Origin of the sequence: Thermoactinomyces sp. FSL K6-2592 (assembly GCF_038006465.1) — a bacterium.
Classification (GTDB): Bacteria; Bacillota; Bacilli; order Thermoactinomycetales; family Thermoactinomycetaceae; genus Thermoactinomyces; species Thermoactinomyces vulgaris.
In genome coordinates, this window is record NZ_JBBOVH010000002.1 from 152978 (window position 1) to 167690 (window position 14713).

The following is a 14713-nucleotide window of genomic DNA, read 5'->3' on the forward strand; positions in this document are numbered from 1 at the left end:
AGGTCATGATATCGGACGGGCGGTTTCCCTGAAGGAGGGAAGACAGGGAAAAAACAGCTTCATTCCACCGCAGATTCATGGAATGAAGCTATTTTTTCAAAGCTTGCAATCTTTCTCTTTTGGCAATGACCGCTTTAATGGCCATATAATCCACGGATTCCGGCAAAGCTTCTTTGATGGGGCGCAATTTTTGGGCGCCCAGTTCTTCCACTTTCTCCATGATCAATGCTTCATATTCTTTGGGAATAAAAGCATCCCAGTCGAGTTCCAAGCCTTCCAAGCCGGCGCGCAATAAGTGATCCTCGATGGTGCCGCGCGTCAGGTTGCGCTCTTTGGCGATTTCGGGAATGGTTTTGCCTTGAAGGAACATCTGATAAGTGATGAAATGGCTGGACGGTTTTCCCGTGCTTTTTTCCCGGACCGGTTTTTCCCCGTGATTTTGGACATATTCCCGGATTATTTTTAAAAAATGAGCCCCGTATTTTTGAAATTTCATTTCCCCGACCCCGGAGATCGCTTGCATCTCCTCTTCCGTGACGGGCAAGCGGCGGCACATCTCTTTTAAAGTGCTGTCCGGAAAGATCATGTACGGCGGAAGTTTTTCGGTTTCGGACAACTGTTTGCGCAAGGATACCAGCTCATCCAAGAGGCGGTGGGTTTTGGTTTCGGGGGTTTTGAGCCATTTTTCGGTCTCTTTGTGCAGATAAACCGGTTCTTTTCCTTTCAGCACCGCGACTGCTTTCGGGGTCAGGCGGACCAGCGGATAAGGGCGCCCTTCGTAGACCAGGGAGAGATAACCATCAGAGGCCAAAAGTTGGCACAACCGCTGGATTTCTTTCTCCGTGTACTCCCTCATGGTCCCGTATGTAGAAATCCGGTCCAGCTTCCATTCCTTCAGCCGCTTGTTTTTGGAACCCCTGAGGACTTTTGCGATGATGGTGAGTCCGTACTGTTCGTTCAACCGTTTGATGCAGGAGAAGATTTTTTGTGCTTCAATTGTATAATTGACCAAATCCCCCATTTTTTTGCGACAGTTTCCGCATGTTCCGCATGGTTGCATGATGTCGGCCCCGAAGTACCGGACGATTTCCTCTTGAAAACACCGTTGGGTGTGGCAATAATTGACCAGCTTTTGCAACTTGCTGAATTCCAACGTTTTTCTTTCCGGGGAAAGATCGGAATGCCGGATCAGGTAACGTTGCATCGGGATGTCTTGCGGCGAAAACAATAAAATGCATTCGCTTTTTTCCCCGTCCCGGCCGGCTCGTCCCGCCTCCTGGTAATAACATTCCAGATTGCGGGGCAATTGATAATGAATGACAAACCGGACATTGGATTTATCGATGCCCATGCCAAAGGCATTCGTGGCGACAATGGTTTGCACCCGGTCATATGAAAATTGCTCCTGTGCTTTTTCTCTTTCTTCATCGGTCAGCCCGGCATGGTACTTGGCTGCGGAAAAGCCGGATTGCACCAGTGCTTCATAGACATGATCGGTATCTTTGCGGGTGGCACAATAAATGATCCCGTTTTGGCGGGGATGGTCTTTTAAATATTGCTTGATGTAATCCAGCCTGTTTTCTTCGTGTATGACTTGAAAGGACAAATTCGGCCGTTCCAACCGGGTGGAATAGATCCGCGACGGATCGATTTGCAAAAGCCGGGAAATATCTTCTTTCACATCCGGCGTCGCGGTGGCGGTTAAAGCGGCAATGAGCGGCCGGCGGGGCAGGGATAAAAGTTGTTTGGCCATGGACCGGTAGCTGGGCCGGAAATCGTGTCCCCACTGGGAAATGCAGTGGGCTTCATCAATGGTGACCAGATAAACCGGAAGGGTGGAGAAAATTTCTTGAAAGGCCAGGGATTCCAAGCGTTCCGGAGCGATGTAGAGCAGTTTGTAAACCCCTTCTCTCAGCTTTTTCATGCGCCGCTTGATTTCGGCATGCGGAAGCGAACTGTTGATGTAGGTGGCCGAAATGTTGTGCTGGCGCAAACGGTCCACTTGATCTTTCATCAATGAGATCAACGGAGAGATCACCAACGTGATCCCGGGAAACATAAGAGCCGGGATCTGATAACAAATGGATTTTCCGCCTCCGGTCGGCATGATCCCCATGGTATGGTGGCCGGATAAGATGCTTTCGATGATTTTCTTTTGTCCGCTTCGAAATGAAGAGTAACCAAAGTATTTTTGCAACAACAATTCCGCTTGTTCCATCGACATGACGGATCCCCCTGCTCGCTCTTCTCTCTGTTCTCTTTAATAAAGGTATAATAAAACCGGGATTTGCTCAAATTCGCCCAAACGTGATTTTGTCCCGGGAAACGGGTACAATGGTCAATGGAAACAGAGGAGCCCGGATCCATCACGGAATGTCCGGGCAAAGACGGGAGGAATCTATCATGTTATTCATAGATAACCAAAATATGACCGATCCGCGCATGAACCTGGCGATTGAGGAATATGCGCTGAAACATTTGGATATTGATGAGACCTATTTGCTTTTTTATATCAATGAACCCTCCATCATTATCGGAAAGCACCAAAACACAGTGGAGGAAATCCATGTGGATTATGTCAGGGAAAACGGAATCCATGTGGTCCGCCGCTTATCCGGGGGAGGCGCCGTATACCACGATTTGGGCAATCTCAATTTCAGCTTTATCACGAAAGATGACGGAAAAAGCTTCGCCAATTTCCGGAAGTTTACGGAGCCGGTGATCGAGGCGCTGAGATCGCTGGGGATTGATGCGGAATTAAGCGGACGGAATGATATTTTGGCAAACGGGAAGAAAATATCGGGAAACGCCCAGTTTTCAACCAACGGGCGGATGTTCAGCCACGGAACGCTGATGTTTGACGTCAATGTTGATCACGTCACCAAGGCATTGCAAGTGAAAAAGGAAAAGATCGAGTCCAAAGGCATCAAATCGATCCGCAGCCGGGTGGGCAATATCGTTGACTTTTTGAAAGAGCCTATGACCATTTTGGAGTTTCGCCAATTGTTGTTGGAACATATCTTTCAGGGGCAAAAACCGATTCCCGAGTATGTATTGTCCGAGAAAGACTGGGAAAAAATCCGGGAAATCTCCGAATCGCGCTATCAAAAATGGGAATGGAATTTCGGCGAGTCGCCGGCATTTAATGTCAAACACAGCCGCCGTTTTCCGGTCGGAAGCATCGACGTGCGGTTGAATGTGCAAAAAGGAATCATCCGGTCCTGCAAGATCTACGGCGATTTCTTTGGAATCGGCGATGTGAAAGACATTGAAGACCGCTTGACGGGAATCCGGTATGAACGGGATGAAATTGAAAAATCCTTGGACGGCCTGGATATCAAGCACTATTTCGGAGCCGTTTCCAAAGATGATTTCATTGACCTCATTTACTGAACCCGGTTGAAAGCAAGACGGAGGAAAGGGGTTCCTTTCTTCCGTTTTTTGCTCTATTTTTCCACGGTTTCTTTTTCTTCTTCCTCAGTTTCCAACTGGCGCCAGTGTTCCAATGTTTTTTTGACAATTTTTTGCACCACGGCCGCCGGATCGGTTTGGTGATCGCGTGCGATGGCTTCCAACTGCTCGATCTCCTCCAAGGTTAACCAGAAATGAAAGGACATAAAGGCATCTTCGCTTGCAGGATGAGATCTCTTTTTAAATAACACGAATGAGCCCCCTTCTTCCCCCGCTTCAAAAATTTGGGATATCTTTTTTATCTAAAACTTAGATAAAAATGGACAAAATCCTTTTTCAGGAAAGGGCCATTTTTGGTTGACGGGGCAGCCGGTGTATGACTGGTTCACTTGCCAGAGCCCAAACAAGAATAACACTCTCTGAAATAAATGGATTCTTGACAAATGTCTGAAATTTCTATTATCATGGAAGCGAACAAGCGCTTGTTTCGCAGGAGAGATGAAACATGACAAGGCAGGAACGCAAGGAACAAATTTTGAGCACGGCTTGCCGGCTTTTCAGCCAAAAAGGATATCACGGGACAACGATTCGGGATATTTCGGAAGCATGCGGGATTTTATCCGGCAGTTTATATGCGCATATCCGCACAAAAGAAGATTTGTTATATGAGATTACAAACAGAGGCGCTGAAGCTTTTTTAAATTCCCTTCGCCCCATTGTCGAGAACGATGCACCGGCAGTGGATAAGTTAAGACAAGCGGTCATCGCCCATATCAAGGTGGTGGAAGCCAACCTGGAAGCGGCAACCGTTTATTTTCATGAGTGGAAGGGATTGTCCAAGGAAAGGTTTTGTGAAATCCAGGAAAAACGGGACCGGTATGAGAAAATGTGGGCCCGGCTTGTGTCCCAAGGGATCCGGGAGGGGGAATTCCGGCAGGTGGATGAAAAATTTGTCCGGTTACTCCTCTTATCCGTGGGAAATTGGCTTTATCAGTGGTACCGTCCCGAAGGAGAGTTGCCGCCGGAGGAGATCGCCGACCGGTTTATGGATTTGTTTCTGGACGGATTGGCAAACCGGAAACAAGGGGAAATGCCGGGGCCGATGTCTTGACGGAATGGATCTGCCGGAAAAGATGACGGGAGTGGTACCCAAACGGGACTGGGGAAGAAGGAAATATTTTCATTCAGGAAAGAAGCGAGAAAAAAGGGATGGATTTTGGCAGAAATCGGGTTCCATTCTGAAGGGGGTTGTTTCATGAAACCGGGTCTTCATCAAGGATACCAGGAAAAAATGTCCGTGACGGTCACCGGGGAGATGGTTGCTTCGTTTGACGGCAAGATGATTCATCCGGTCTTGTCCACCGTGTCCATGGTCTATTATATGGAATGGGTCGGAAGGAAAGTCATCGAGCCGTTTTTGGAAGAAGGGGAAGAAGGAATCGGTGCTTCCATCAATGTCCGCCACCGCTCGCCGGCCCCGGTCGGGAAAACCGTCACGTTTGTGGCCACGGTCAAGGAATGGACTCCGCAAAAAGTGGTGTGTGATGTGATTGCCGAACATGACCAGGCGCTGGTGGGAGAGGCCGAGTTCGTTCAAGTGATCTGGCCGAAAGAAAAGCTTCAGGCGCATATTGAGCGAATGAAATAAATTTGGAAAAAGGTGAACTGAAATGTCGTCTGGTTTGCGAATAAATAATTAAGGGGGCTTACGTTTATTCTATAGACGCTGTGAAAAATCTTTGAATCAGAAGGTGGTACCTTGAAAAGCTTGCCGACATGTTTGACGGGTTGGCAAGCTTTTATTTTTTTTAATGACCGGGAAAAGAAAAAATGGATCCATCGGGTTTGATCCATAAAACAAGTGTGTGGAGGGATCATTGAATGAAGCGACTTTTGCTGGGGATGGAACGGGAATTATTGGTGGCTGACCTGGATGATGGGGAAAGTGCCGGGACAACTTCCCGTCTCAAAGGCATGCAACCCACTTGCATTGCTCAAGATCCGTTCCGGCCGGAACGGTTGTACTGCGGGATCTTCGGCCGTGGCTTGTGGTGTTCGGACGATTTTGGCGATTCATGGTACCCTGTCGGGGATGGATGTGATTATTTTGAGCCGTTAAAAGAAAAAGGAATTCTTTATGAAAAAATCACTGCCGTGGCGGTGAGCCCGCATCAAAAAGGGAATGGTTACGGGGTGGTATATGTCGGAACGGAACCGAGTGCGCTTTTTTCATCGGAAGACGGAGGCCAAACCTGGCGGGAACATAAAGAGATGAAATTCGTGCCTTCGCATCGGACCTGGAGTTTCCCTCCCCGGCCGCACACGCATCATGTCCGGTGGATTACGCCGGATCCGGAGCAATCGGAACGGATTTATGTTTCGATCGAGTTTGGCGCTGTGCTGCGTAGTCTGGACGGGGGAAAAACCTGGGAAGACAAAAAATTTCAAGGTCCCCTGGACGCTCATACCCTGTTGGTGCATCCCAGTCAACCGGATCGTTTGTATGCGGCATGCGGCGACGGATTGTTCCGTGAAGGTTGCGGCTACATGGAAAGCCGTGACGGGGGCCAATCTTGGATTCCTTTGGGCCAGGGTCTGAAACATCCTTATTTATACGGGTTGGCGGTCGATGTCAAAAACCCGGATTGGGTGCTTGTCTCTGCCTCCATTCATCCGAATAACGCTCACCACGCCAGAATGGAACAGGCTTCATCCACCATTTATCGAAAAGAAGGGGATCGATGGATGGAATCGGTTGACGGCTTGCCGGGGCCGGAAGGAATGCTGATTTCTGCATTGGCAAACGACCCGTCGGAATCCGGGGTTTTTTACGCGTTGAACAATCTGGGGCTTTTCCGGTCTGCTGATGCCGGAAAGACATGGAAGAAAATCAAGCTCGGGTGGAAAGAGGAATACCGGTCTCAACATCCGCATACCCTGTTGGTCATTGATTGTTAATCCGGATCGGAAAAACATGAGCAGGCCTTTCAGGTGCCTGCTCATGTGAGGCAAAAATGGATAAGGATTTTTTGCCGGCGTAACACGAATGGTTGTGCTTGATGCCAAGCGAAGTGCGTAAGACGAGGATATTAGGTATCGGGTCTGTTACAGGATACGGTTCCATTAATGGGTATAAAAATGTTTCAATACAAAATATTAATGTATTGGGGATACGCGATGCAGCCGAACGGGTACAAGCCGTGCGAGGATTGCTGGAAACAGCCAAAGAAGTGTATGATCACGTGAGTAATTTTCTTTCATGAATTCATACATAAAAAATATAACTAAAACACGCACTGCATTTTAAATGTTGCGACTATCAAATGCTGCGCAAAGATGAGATAGTCGAGAGAAATCAAACTAACCGGAGGGATCGCTCATGGAATGGATGCCGACTGAAAGTTTTCTTGCGGGAATCAAGCCGTCTAGCTATGAATGCTTGGCCCAATTGCCACCAGATGCTTTGAAAAAACTCGAAAAGTTCCCGCGTTTTTCCGTTTATCCCGGCTATGACATTTTCTTTCGGGATGAGCCGGAGCGTGACGGGTTTGCCAAAGCAGTCGAAAACCTTTCCCGCGACAGCACAGAGTTTCATCGCCTGTTGGGTCTTGCGCTGGGGTTTCCTCCGCGGGCTGTTGATTTTTACGTAAAGAGGATAAGCGGAGAACTGAATCGGGAACAATTTTATGAGCAAAAGGTCGGCTTGTATCATGCCGGTGTTTGGTGCGCAGGGCATAAACGCGATATCGTCGAAAACATGGGCTGGTTGTGGGAACGGTATCCATATCACGATCAGTCAAAAGTTGCCACTTACCACAATAACGATCGCCAAGCATATCCGGTCCAATACGGCGATTATGAAACTTTGCACCGCCTTGCGGAAAGGTTGAATAAAGCGTCTGACCCGGTGGATGGAACGTAATGGGTCAATCTTGCCAAAAAATATATTTTTAATATTGCGTAAATAAAGAGTGCGGGTTGGAAATGGATCGGAAGGGTGGGCCGAAATCCGCTTTTTATCCGGGGTTTTCGGGGGTATAGGATCTTCGGTTGATGTCCGGCAATCTCTAAAAATTTTATTTGACATTCGAGAATAAAGCGTATATAATAAAAATCGTTCCAAGCGAGATTGAAATTTTTTAACCGCCTGTCATGCCGAAGTGGCGGAATTGGCAGACGCGCACGACTCAAAATCGTGTTCCTTTATGGAGTGTGGGTTCGACTCCCACCTTCGGCACCAAAGCGAAACGGTTTCCTGATGAAGGAAACCGTTTTTTTATTGTTTGATGCTCCGGGATGAAAGGAGATTGGATGGGCCCGGAGGAATTTCGGCGGATCTTGGACGGACGTCTTTTTTTACCGAATGGGTATTGATCAGAAAATGTTTTTCTTTTCCCTGCATATGATGATGCTGGAGCTGGCTTTTCAGCCGGCTTACATTCAGGGAATGGGGGCGAATCGGGATGAATTGGATGACTCGGTTTCGCAACTATGGTTTCTGGTTATCATTGTTGGCATTTGTTGCCGGAGGTCTTCGGTATGCCGGTTTTGACCTGGGGATCACTGAGGGAAATGCGATTGTGGATCTGATTATCGCCATTCTGGTAGCGCTCGGGATTATTAATGATCCCACCACGGAAAGCAAATGGTACAAAGATGATTCCAAATCATAATGGAAAGGATTTTTTGAGACGTTCACACGGATGCTTCCGTGAACGTCTTTTTGCATTTTGAAGACAGCCTTTCCGGCTTCAAGGCAGAAAGAATTGATGATTGACATTGGAAAGGATGGCATGTTAAAATGAGACTCGTCGTTTGAAAATTGAGGCCCTGAAATAACCGAATTGTCGGGATGTGGCTCAGCTTGGCAGAGCACCTGGTTTGGGACCAGGGGGTCGCAGGTTCGAATCCTGTCATCCCGACCAGTTAGCGGGACGTGGCTCAGCTTGGTAGAGCACCTGGTTTGGGACCAGGGGGTCGCAGGTTCGAATCCTGTCGTCCCGACCAACGATATCTGGACGGATTCATGGTATGTGCGCAGGTCTTGAGAAAAGGCCTGCGCTTTTTATTTATTTGCAAAGGGAAGGTCAAGCTTTTTTCAAACCGGCGGCAAAGAATGGTCCGTTCACAGTGATGGTGGATAGGATACGCGCCATTTCCTCGGGGGATTCTTTTCTTCCGCTGTTTAACCACTGCTGAACCACTCCGATATGGGCGGAAGCAATATAAGAAATCAGGTAATGTCCCGGAACCAGCAAATTTTCTTCTTTCAATATGGAGTTTGGATTGTTTTTGATGAGTGCATTCCACATGAATTCTTTCAATCGGTTTTGAAAAGTCAAGTCTCCTTTGGGGCCCAACAATGTTTTCATAAACCGGTGATTTTGATTGATATATCCCAATATGGAAACAATCGTGCTCACCGGTTTTAAAGTGGGGGACGAGTCATTGATTTCAGAAAGGGCATTCGGCAGATTCCGTTTGACGATTTCTGCCATCTCCGTCAGGATCTCTTCCTGATATTTGTCCATGAGATCAAACTTGTCCTGATAGTGCGCATAAAAGGTTCCCCGGTTGATCCCGGCTCTCGTGGTGATGTCTTTTACGGTGATCGCGTCAAAGCCTTTTTCCTCCATCAATTCCACGAATGCTTCTTTAATCGTTTTCCGCGTTCGAAGGACACGCAGATCCGTTTGATTTTTTCGCATCGGGCTCCTCCTTCCCTTTTTGGACGACACTGCATCCGGAAGTGTTCCATAACCGACAGATTCCGCCGTTTTGATCATTGTTGCGGATGAAATCCAAAAATTATAATGAAAATGAACAACCTGTTGTTTATTATACAGGAAGTAAAAATCGGCGTGAAAAATGGTATGGTTCACTTTAAAGCGGAAAGAAGGGAAAGGAATGAAACCCCAAGTACTCATTGTCGGTGCCGGCCCCACCGGCTTGGCGCTGGCCATTTCGCTTCAAAAACAAGGGATTCCTTTTCGGATCATTGATCAAAATCAGGGGCCCGGCACACTTTCCAGAGCCATGGCGGTTCATGCCAGAACCTTGGAGCTATACAGCCAGTTCGGTTTGGCGGACCGGTTGATCGAGGCCGGCATCAAAGTGGCCGAATTACAAATTTTTAAAGATGCGGAATCGGTATCCAAAGTGGAATTGGGCGAAAAAATGGCGGAAAACATCAGCCCTTATCCTTATCTGTTAAGTCTGGCCCAAGATGAGCATGAAGCCATATTAATCGAATATTTAAATGCCAAAGGTGTTGGGGTCGAGTGGGAAACCGGACTGTTGGATTTAAAGGAAACGGATGGCAGGGTTCATGTCATAATTCAAAGGCAGGGAATGAAAGAGGAACCATCTTATGATTATGTGTGCGGGTGTGACGGAGCGCACAGCACGGTTCGAAAAGCGTTGGGGCTCGGCTTTCCGGGCGGAACCTATGAGCAAGTCTTTTTTGTGGCGGATGTCAAAACCAAAAATCCTTTGCAAGGGATGGGAGCCGGATTTTCAGAAAGAGAATTTTGCCTGGCTGTCAATCTCCGCGACAAGGAGCATGCCCGGTTTATCGGGCTGATTCCGAAAGAAGTTTTAAGCCGGGGCATTCCGGAGGACTTGACGCCGCTGATTCCCTTGATTGAAAAAATCTTTCCGGTGAAAATTGAAGAAGTCAACTGGTACTCTTCGTACAAAGTCCATCACCGAGTCAGTGAAAAGTTTCGCGTCGGCCGGGTTTTTTTAGCCGGCGATGCGGGGCATATTCACAGTCCGGCAGGGGGACAAGGCATGAATACCGGCATCGGGGATGCGATGAATCTGGGTTGGAAGATTGCCGCGGTTTTGCAAAAGAAAGCGGATGAACGAATATTGGATTCATATGAACAGGAGCGGTTGAGCTTTGCCAAAACATTGGTCGCCACCACGGACCGGTTCTTTAAAGGAGTGATTCGGGTGATGGAAGGAAAAGGACTGTCTTCCTCCTTTTATAAAGAAGTGTTTATTCCTCGTCTCCTTCCCAAACTGGTCAAACTTCCGGGAGCAAAAGAAAAGTTCTTTAAAACTGTCTCACAAACACAAGTCAATTATCGGGGCAGTTTGCTCAGCGCCGGAAAAACCGGAGCGATCCAAGGGGGCGACCGTTTGCCGTGGGTGCAAACCGGTGGCGGGGAAAACTATAAACCATTGCAATCGGTGGATTGGCAACTTCATCTTTATGGCGAAACCACCCCGTCCCTGCGAAAGTTTGCAGATAAAAACGCGATGGTTTTGCATGAAGTGAAATGGACGCCGGACATGGGCAAATCAGGAATTCAGAAAAACTCGGTTTTTCTGGTGAGGCCGGACGGCTATATCGCTGTGGCCGGTACCCCTCAAGAGGTTGACAAAATGCAGGCTTTTCTGGATGAATACCGCATTGTCCCGTTTGGGAACGAACCGTTTCCGTGTTAAAAATCATGTTCAAAAGAAAGACGACAGGAAGTCCGATCCGTCCCTGTCGTCCTTTTTTCTATAACGATGCTTTGGCTTTGTGGGGAAGCAAATGGTGTTGGATGAAATGTTTAACCCCGTCTTGGTGATGTGGCGGCACATGCACCGCGGCTTGTTGCAACACGAGCGGATGGGCGTTGGCCACTGCGGCCGGCAAGCCGACGATTTCCAGCATGGACAAGTCATTCAAGTGGTCTCCGATGGCCGCGGCTTGGCCGGCCTGAAGATGAATGCTTTCCAACAGTTGCAACACGGCATTTCCTTTTGAGATTCCGGAAGGCAGGATTTCAAAGTATTCATCCGAAGACAAGATGCAATCTAACGGAAATGCGTCCGACCGTTGCTTGGACCAATCGAGCATGGCCTTCATCTCTTCCTTTTCGGCGATTGCCACCACCTTCAAATAAGGAATGTCCGGCAATTTATCAAAAGAAGAGATGATTTCGGGTTCAAATCCTTCGTCGATGCTGGCTTGGGTCACATACCCGATATTGGTTCCGTAAACCCGGTCCAACCCGTAGACAAAAATGTCCACTTGGGGAGGAATGGTTTTCTTCCATTCCTTCACCAGTTGGAGAATCATTTGGCGCTCAAAGGTTTTGACCGGAATTTGTTTGTTGGAAACCGGATCGTACATGGCGGCGCCGTTGCACAAAATGACAGGAACCTGAATCTCCAATTCTCCAATAAACCGTTTGGCTTCCATATACGTTCTTCCGGTGGCGAGGGTGAAAACGCCTCCTGATTTCCGGAAGGATGCGATGGCATTTTTATTGGCTTCGGAAATTTGTCTTTTATCGTCAAGCAGGGTGCCGTCAATATCTGAGACAAAGAAAGGATAAGGTAACAGTTCCAATGATTTTCAACTCCTTTGCTATTTCCGGAATAAAGCAGAAAGATCAACAGGAGGTTGAGTTTTTGTTAAAGCTTTTGAAATGGAATTCCTAAGAGTATAACATATTTCTTGACAGAGGAGAAACCGGAAGAAAAGGGAGAGAAGAGAATGGACCTTGAGACATTGGCGAAAAGATACGAGCAGTGCACCATGTGTCCGTTACACCAAAGAAGAACCCAAGTGGTGATGGGAGAAGGAAATCCCCGTTCTCCTTTGATGATTGTCGGTGAAGGACCGGGTGCCGATGAGGATCGCCAAGGCCGCCCTTTCGTCGGCAAAGCGGGACAACTGTTGAATAAAATTTTAGAAGCTGCCGAAATTCCCCGTCAAGAAATATTTATTACGAATATTGTCAAATGTCGTCCGCCGGGAAACCGGACGCCCAAGGATGAAGAAATGAATACATGTATTTCCATTTTACGGCAGCAATTTGTATTGATTCGTCCCAAAATAATTGTTACGTTAGGTGCAGCACCCACCCGGGCTTTAATCGATCCGTCTGCCCGGATCACCCGCGTCAGGGGAAAATGGATCCGGCGCAAAGGGGTGCTTTTCATGCCAACCTATCATCCGGCCTATCTGCTCCGGAACCCAAGCGCCAAAAGGGAGTCTTGGGAAGATTTCAAGCAGATCCGGGATGTATACAAAAAACTTTTAAATAATGCTTCCAAACAGGACAAGCATGAGGATGGTGAACCGCAATGAAACAGTTAAGCCAAATTTTAAAACGCATTGACGGAAAAGGGTACAAAGCCTACAAAGACTTGCAGGGGACCTATCAATTTCCGGATTTTCAATTATTCATCGATTATGTTCAGGGAGATCCTTTTGCCACTCCGTCCAGAGTGCGGGTGCGATTGGAGCGGAAAGAGGTTCCCGTCGATCTGTCCTGGATTCAAACCCGGGAGAGAAAAGTGGCATTGGAAGACTGGTTGGCCCGGAAATGGTCGCACCGGTTGGAGAAGTATTCCTTTAAAGCTTCCGGCACGGGAAAAAGCGGATTGATGACCATGGACCGGCCGGGACAGGAAATTTTGGAGAGAACGGCCGTGGTGGTGGAACCGGAATATATGGAAGCCCGGATACATATCGGATTGCCGGCCCGGGGACGGACGGTTTTGGGCAGGCAGGCGGAACAAATGCTGCTTGATTTCCTGCCCCGGATTGTCAGAGAAATGAAGCTGTCGGAGAAGGACATAAAAAAGATTGAAGACCGGATGAAACTGACAGACAACCAGCAGGCGATCCGCAAAGCGCTGAAAGAAAACGGATGGGTTGCGTTTGTGGCGGACGGAGCGGTTTTGCCGCGTGAAAGCGGGATCAGCAACCGCCCCTTAAAAAGCGGAAAAGTGGTTCCATTCCGCTCGCCGGAGTCATTGCAAGCGGTGATTCCGGTGCCGCATGGCGAACCGATTTCCGGCATGGCGATTCCCGAAGGCATCACCCTCATCGTGGGAGGGGGCTATCACGGAAAAAGCACCTTGCTCAAGGCCATTGAGCGCGGGGTGTACAACCATGTTGCCGGAGACGGCAGGGAATATGTGATTACCGTGGAAGATGCCGTCAAGATTCGGGCCGAAGACGGACGCCGGGTGGAAAAGGTGAACATTTCCCCGTTTATCAGCCGGTTGCCTCTGGGCAAAGATACGGATCAATTCTCCACCGAAGATGCCAGCGGAAGCACTTCCCAAGCGGCCAACATCATGGAAAGCCTCGAAATGGGAAGCACCTGCCTTTTGGTGGATGAAGATACCAGTGCCACCAACTTTATGATCCGGGATGCACGGATGCAGTCTTTGGTGGCCAAAGGAAAAGAACCGATCACCCCGTTTATTGACAAAGTGCGCCAGCTTTATGAAGAAAACCGGGTGTCCACCATTTTGGTCCTGGGCGGATCCGGGGATTACTTCGATGTGGCGGATCATGTGATCATGATGGACCATTACCTGCCTTATGATGTGACCCGTCAGGCCAAAGAAATTGCCGGTGTCCATCAATCGGGCAGAGCACCGGAAGGCGGAGAGTCCTTCGGAGAGGTTTCCCGCCGCAACCCGGTTGCCAAAAGTTTTGATGCGAGAAAGGGCCGGAAAGAAAAGGCGGAAGCCAAAGGATTGAAAAGCATCCTTTTGGGTTCCGGCACGATTGATCTGACCTACTTGGAACAGTTGGTCGATCCCAGCCAAACCCGTGCCATCGCCCAAATTTTGCGTTTGCTCGGAGAGCGCGCAGATGGCAGGAAATCATTGCGGCAATTGCTGGAGGAAATCGAATCGGAAATCAAGGAAAAAGGATTGGACTGGATTTCCCCGTTTCGCGGGCATCCCGGGGATTTGGCACTTCCCCGCAAATACGAAATCGCAGCGGCTGTCAACCGGATGCGGACGCTGGCGGTCAAAGGAGAGAATGGGCGTTGAAAGAAGTGATTGTCTATACCGATGGGGCCTGTTCCCACAATCCCGGCCCGGGGGGATGGGCGGCCGTATTGATGTATAAAGAACACCATAAGGAAATTTCCGGGGGCGAGGAAGTGACCACCAATAACCGGATGGAACTGACCGCAGTCATCGAGGCGTTATCCCGGCTGAAAGAACCTTGCCGTGTCAAGGTGCATTCAGACAGTGCATACATTGTCAACTGCATGCAGCAAAAATGGTATGAGAAATGGGCAAAAAACGGTTGGATGACCTCCGGGAAAAAGCCGGTGGAAAATCAAGATTTGTGGAAAAAATTGCTTGCGTTGATGGAAAAGCATGACGTGGAGTTTGTCAAAGTCAAAGGACACAGCAATGTGACGTGGAACAATCGCTGCGATGAGCTGGCCCGTGCGGCTGTACCTAAGTGATGGAATAAACTGATGGATCAAATGGATAGATAACAGTGATATAATAACAGGTTAAAAAGGGGGTGAGAAAG

Annotated in this window: 15 protein-coding genes and 3 tRNA genes; 14 read left to right on the forward strand and 4 right to left on the reverse strand. The window is 48.5% G+C overall.

From position 1 onward, the window contains the following. Positions 1-88: 88 nt before the first annotated feature. Positions 89-2224, reverse strand: a complete 2136-nt coding sequence (gene recQ / locus NYE37_RS12490) for a DNA helicase RecQ (RefSeq protein ID WP_049719691.1) — start codon at positions 2222-2224, stop codon at positions 89-91. A 179-nt stretch (positions 2225-2403) separates the two neighbouring features. On the opposite strand from recQ, the gene NYE37_RS12495 reads away from it, so the two are divergent. Beyond that, positions 2404-3393 carry a lipoate--protein ligase gene (locus tag NYE37_RS12495; RefSeq protein WP_049719722.1) on the forward strand — a complete coding sequence of 330 codons (990 nt, stop codon included), beginning with the start codon at positions 2404-2406 and terminating at the stop codon, positions 3391-3393. 53 nt (positions 3394-3446) lie between these two features. Here NYE37_RS12495 and NYE37_RS12500 read toward each other — a convergent pair whose 3' ends face one another. Then, the gene (locus tag NYE37_RS12500) at positions 3447-3662 is read right to left on the reverse strand and encodes a hypothetical protein (RefSeq protein ID WP_037994218.1); all 216 of its coding nucleotides are present in this window, start codon (positions 3660-3662) and stop codon (positions 3447-3449) included. Between the two features lie 254 nt (positions 3663-3916). On the opposite strand from NYE37_RS12500, the gene NYE37_RS12505 reads away from it, so the two are divergent. From NYE37_RS12505 to NYE37_RS12545, 9 genes are all read left to right on the forward strand, one after another. Continuing rightward, positions 3917-4522 carry a TetR/AcrR family transcriptional regulator gene (locus NYE37_RS12505; RefSeq protein ID WP_037994219.1) on the forward strand — a complete coding sequence of 202 codons (606 nt, stop codon included), beginning with the start codon at positions 3917-3919 and terminating at the stop codon, positions 4520-4522. Positions 4523-4666: 144 nt separating this feature from the next. Continuing rightward, the gene (locus tag NYE37_RS12510) at positions 4667-5059 is read left to right on the forward strand and encodes a thioesterase family protein (protein WP_037994221.1); all 393 of its coding nucleotides are present in this window, start codon (positions 4667-4669) and stop codon (positions 5057-5059) included. A gap of 233 nt (positions 5060-5292) precedes the next feature. After that, positions 5293-6369, forward strand: coding sequence for a WD40/YVTN/BNR-like repeat-containing protein (locus NYE37_RS12515; RefSeq protein WP_037994222.1), 1077 nt, complete (start codon positions 5293-5295; stop codon positions 6367-6369). Between the two features lie 101 nt (positions 6370-6470). After that, entirely contained in the window at positions 6471-6674 is a 204-nt protein-coding gene (locus tag NYE37_RS12520; RefSeq protein WP_138615126.1) for a hypothetical protein, read from the forward strand. 116 nt (positions 6675-6790) lie between these two features. Beyond that, positions 6791-7333 (forward strand): hypothetical protein, encoded by a 543-nt coding sequence (locus tag NYE37_RS12525; protein WP_037994224.1) that lies wholly within the window; start codon positions 6791-6793, stop codon positions 7331-7333. 232 nt (positions 7334-7565) lie between these two features. Further along, positions 7566-7651, forward strand: a tRNA-Leu gene (locus tag NYE37_RS12530). Between the two features lie 223 nt (positions 7652-7874). Next, the gene (locus tag NYE37_RS12535) at positions 7875-8084 is read left to right on the forward strand and encodes a phage holin (RefSeq protein ID WP_037994225.1); all 210 of its coding nucleotides are present in this window, start codon (positions 7875-7877) and stop codon (positions 8082-8084) included. Between the two features lie 175 nt (positions 8085-8259). Then, positions 8260-8336, forward strand: a tRNA-Pro gene (locus NYE37_RS12540). A 5-nt stretch (positions 8337-8341) separates the two neighbouring features. Next, positions 8342-8418, forward strand: a tRNA-Pro gene (locus NYE37_RS12545). 80 nt (positions 8419-8498) lie between these two features. On the opposite strand, the gene NYE37_RS12550 is transcribed toward NYE37_RS12545, so the two are convergent. Continuing rightward, positions 8499-9119, reverse strand: coding sequence for a TetR/AcrR family transcriptional regulator (locus tag NYE37_RS12550; protein WP_037994228.1), 621 nt, complete (start codon positions 9117-9119; stop codon positions 8499-8501). Positions 9120-9318: 199 nt separating this feature from the next. Between NYE37_RS12550 and NYE37_RS12555 the strand changes: the two genes are divergently transcribed. Further along, the gene (locus tag NYE37_RS12555) at positions 9319-10866 is read left to right on the forward strand and encodes an FAD-dependent monooxygenase (protein ID WP_049719723.1); all 1548 of its coding nucleotides are present in this window, start codon (positions 9319-9321) and stop codon (positions 10864-10866) included. 58 nt (positions 10867-10924) lie between these two features. Here NYE37_RS12555 and NYE37_RS12560 read toward each other — a convergent pair whose 3' ends face one another. Then, on the reverse strand, positions 10925-11761 hold the full coding sequence (locus tag NYE37_RS12560) for an HAD family hydrolase (RefSeq protein WP_037994230.1): 837 nt from the start codon (positions 11759-11761) through the stop codon (positions 10925-10927). Positions 11762-11908: 147 nt separating this feature from the next. Here NYE37_RS12560 and NYE37_RS12565 point away from each other — a divergent pair, with 147 nt between their 5' ends. Genes NYE37_RS12565 through rnhA form a run of 3 tightly spaced genes read left to right on the forward strand, consistent with a single transcriptional unit; the run spans position 11909 to position 14642 of the window. Further along, positions 11909-12505, forward strand: coding sequence for a uracil-DNA glycosylase (locus NYE37_RS12565; RefSeq protein ID WP_049719697.1), 597 nt, complete (start codon positions 11909-11911; stop codon positions 12503-12505). Continuing rightward, positions 12502-14214, forward strand: a complete 1713-nt coding sequence (locus NYE37_RS12570; RefSeq protein WP_037994232.1) for an ABC-ATPase domain-containing protein — start codon at positions 12502-12504, stop codon at positions 14212-14214. The genes NYE37_RS12565 and NYE37_RS12570 overlap by 4 nt, the downstream gene beginning before the upstream one ends. After that, on the forward strand, positions 14211-14642 hold the full coding sequence (gene rnhA, locus NYE37_RS12575; RefSeq protein ID WP_037994234.1) for a ribonuclease HI: 432 nt from the start codon (positions 14211-14213) through the stop codon (positions 14640-14642). Before NYE37_RS12570 ends, rnhA begins: the two co-directional genes overlap by 4 nt. Positions 14643-14713 lie beyond the last annotated feature (71 nt).

What these genes read in the sequence shown, in the direction of transcription:
- NYE37_RS12510 (WP_037994221.1), top strand. Translation starts at nt 4,667, where the DNA reads ATGAAACCGGGTCTTCATCAAGGATACCAGGAAAAAATGTCCGTGACG.
- NYE37_RS12550 (WP_037994228.1), bottom strand. Translation starts at nt 9,119, where the DNA reads ATGCGAAAAAATCAAACGGATCTGCGTGTCCTTCGAACGCGGAAAACG.
- NYE37_RS12555 (WP_049719723.1), top strand. Translation starts at nt 9,319, where the DNA reads ATGAAACCCCAAGTACTCATTGTCGGTGCCGGCCCCACCGGCTTGGCG.
- NYE37_RS12535 (WP_037994225.1), top strand. Translation starts at nt 7,875, where the DNA reads ATGAATTGGATGACTCGGTTTCGCAACTATGGTTTCTGGTTATCATTG.
- NYE37_RS12495 (WP_049719722.1), top strand. Translation starts at nt 2,404, where the DNA reads ATGTTATTCATAGATAACCAAAATATGACCGATCCGCGCATGAACCTG.
- NYE37_RS12520 (WP_138615126.1), top strand. Translation starts at nt 6,471, where the DNA reads ATGCCAAGCGAAGTGCGTAAGACGAGGATATTAGGTATCGGGTCTGTT.
- recQ (WP_049719691.1), bottom strand. Translation starts at nt 2,224, where the DNA reads ATGTCGATGGAACAAGCGGAATTGTTGTTGCAAAAATACTTTGGTTAC.
- NYE37_RS12565 (WP_049719697.1), top strand. Translation starts at nt 11,909, where the DNA reads ATGGACCTTGAGACATTGGCGAAAAGATACGAGCAGTGCACCATGTGT.
- NYE37_RS12505 (WP_037994219.1), top strand. Translation starts at nt 3,917, where the DNA reads ATGACAAGGCAGGAACGCAAGGAACAAATTTTGAGCACGGCTTGCCGG.
- NYE37_RS12515 (WP_037994222.1), top strand. Translation starts at nt 5,293, where the DNA reads ATGAAGCGACTTTTGCTGGGGATGGAACGGGAATTATTGGTGGCTGAC.
- NYE37_RS12525 (WP_037994224.1), top strand. Translation starts at nt 6,791, where the DNA reads ATGGAATGGATGCCGACTGAAAGTTTTCTTGCGGGAATCAAGCCGTCT.
- NYE37_RS12570 (WP_037994232.1), top strand. Translation starts at nt 12,502, where the DNA reads ATGAAACAGTTAAGCCAAATTTTAAAACGCATTGACGGAAAAGGGTAC.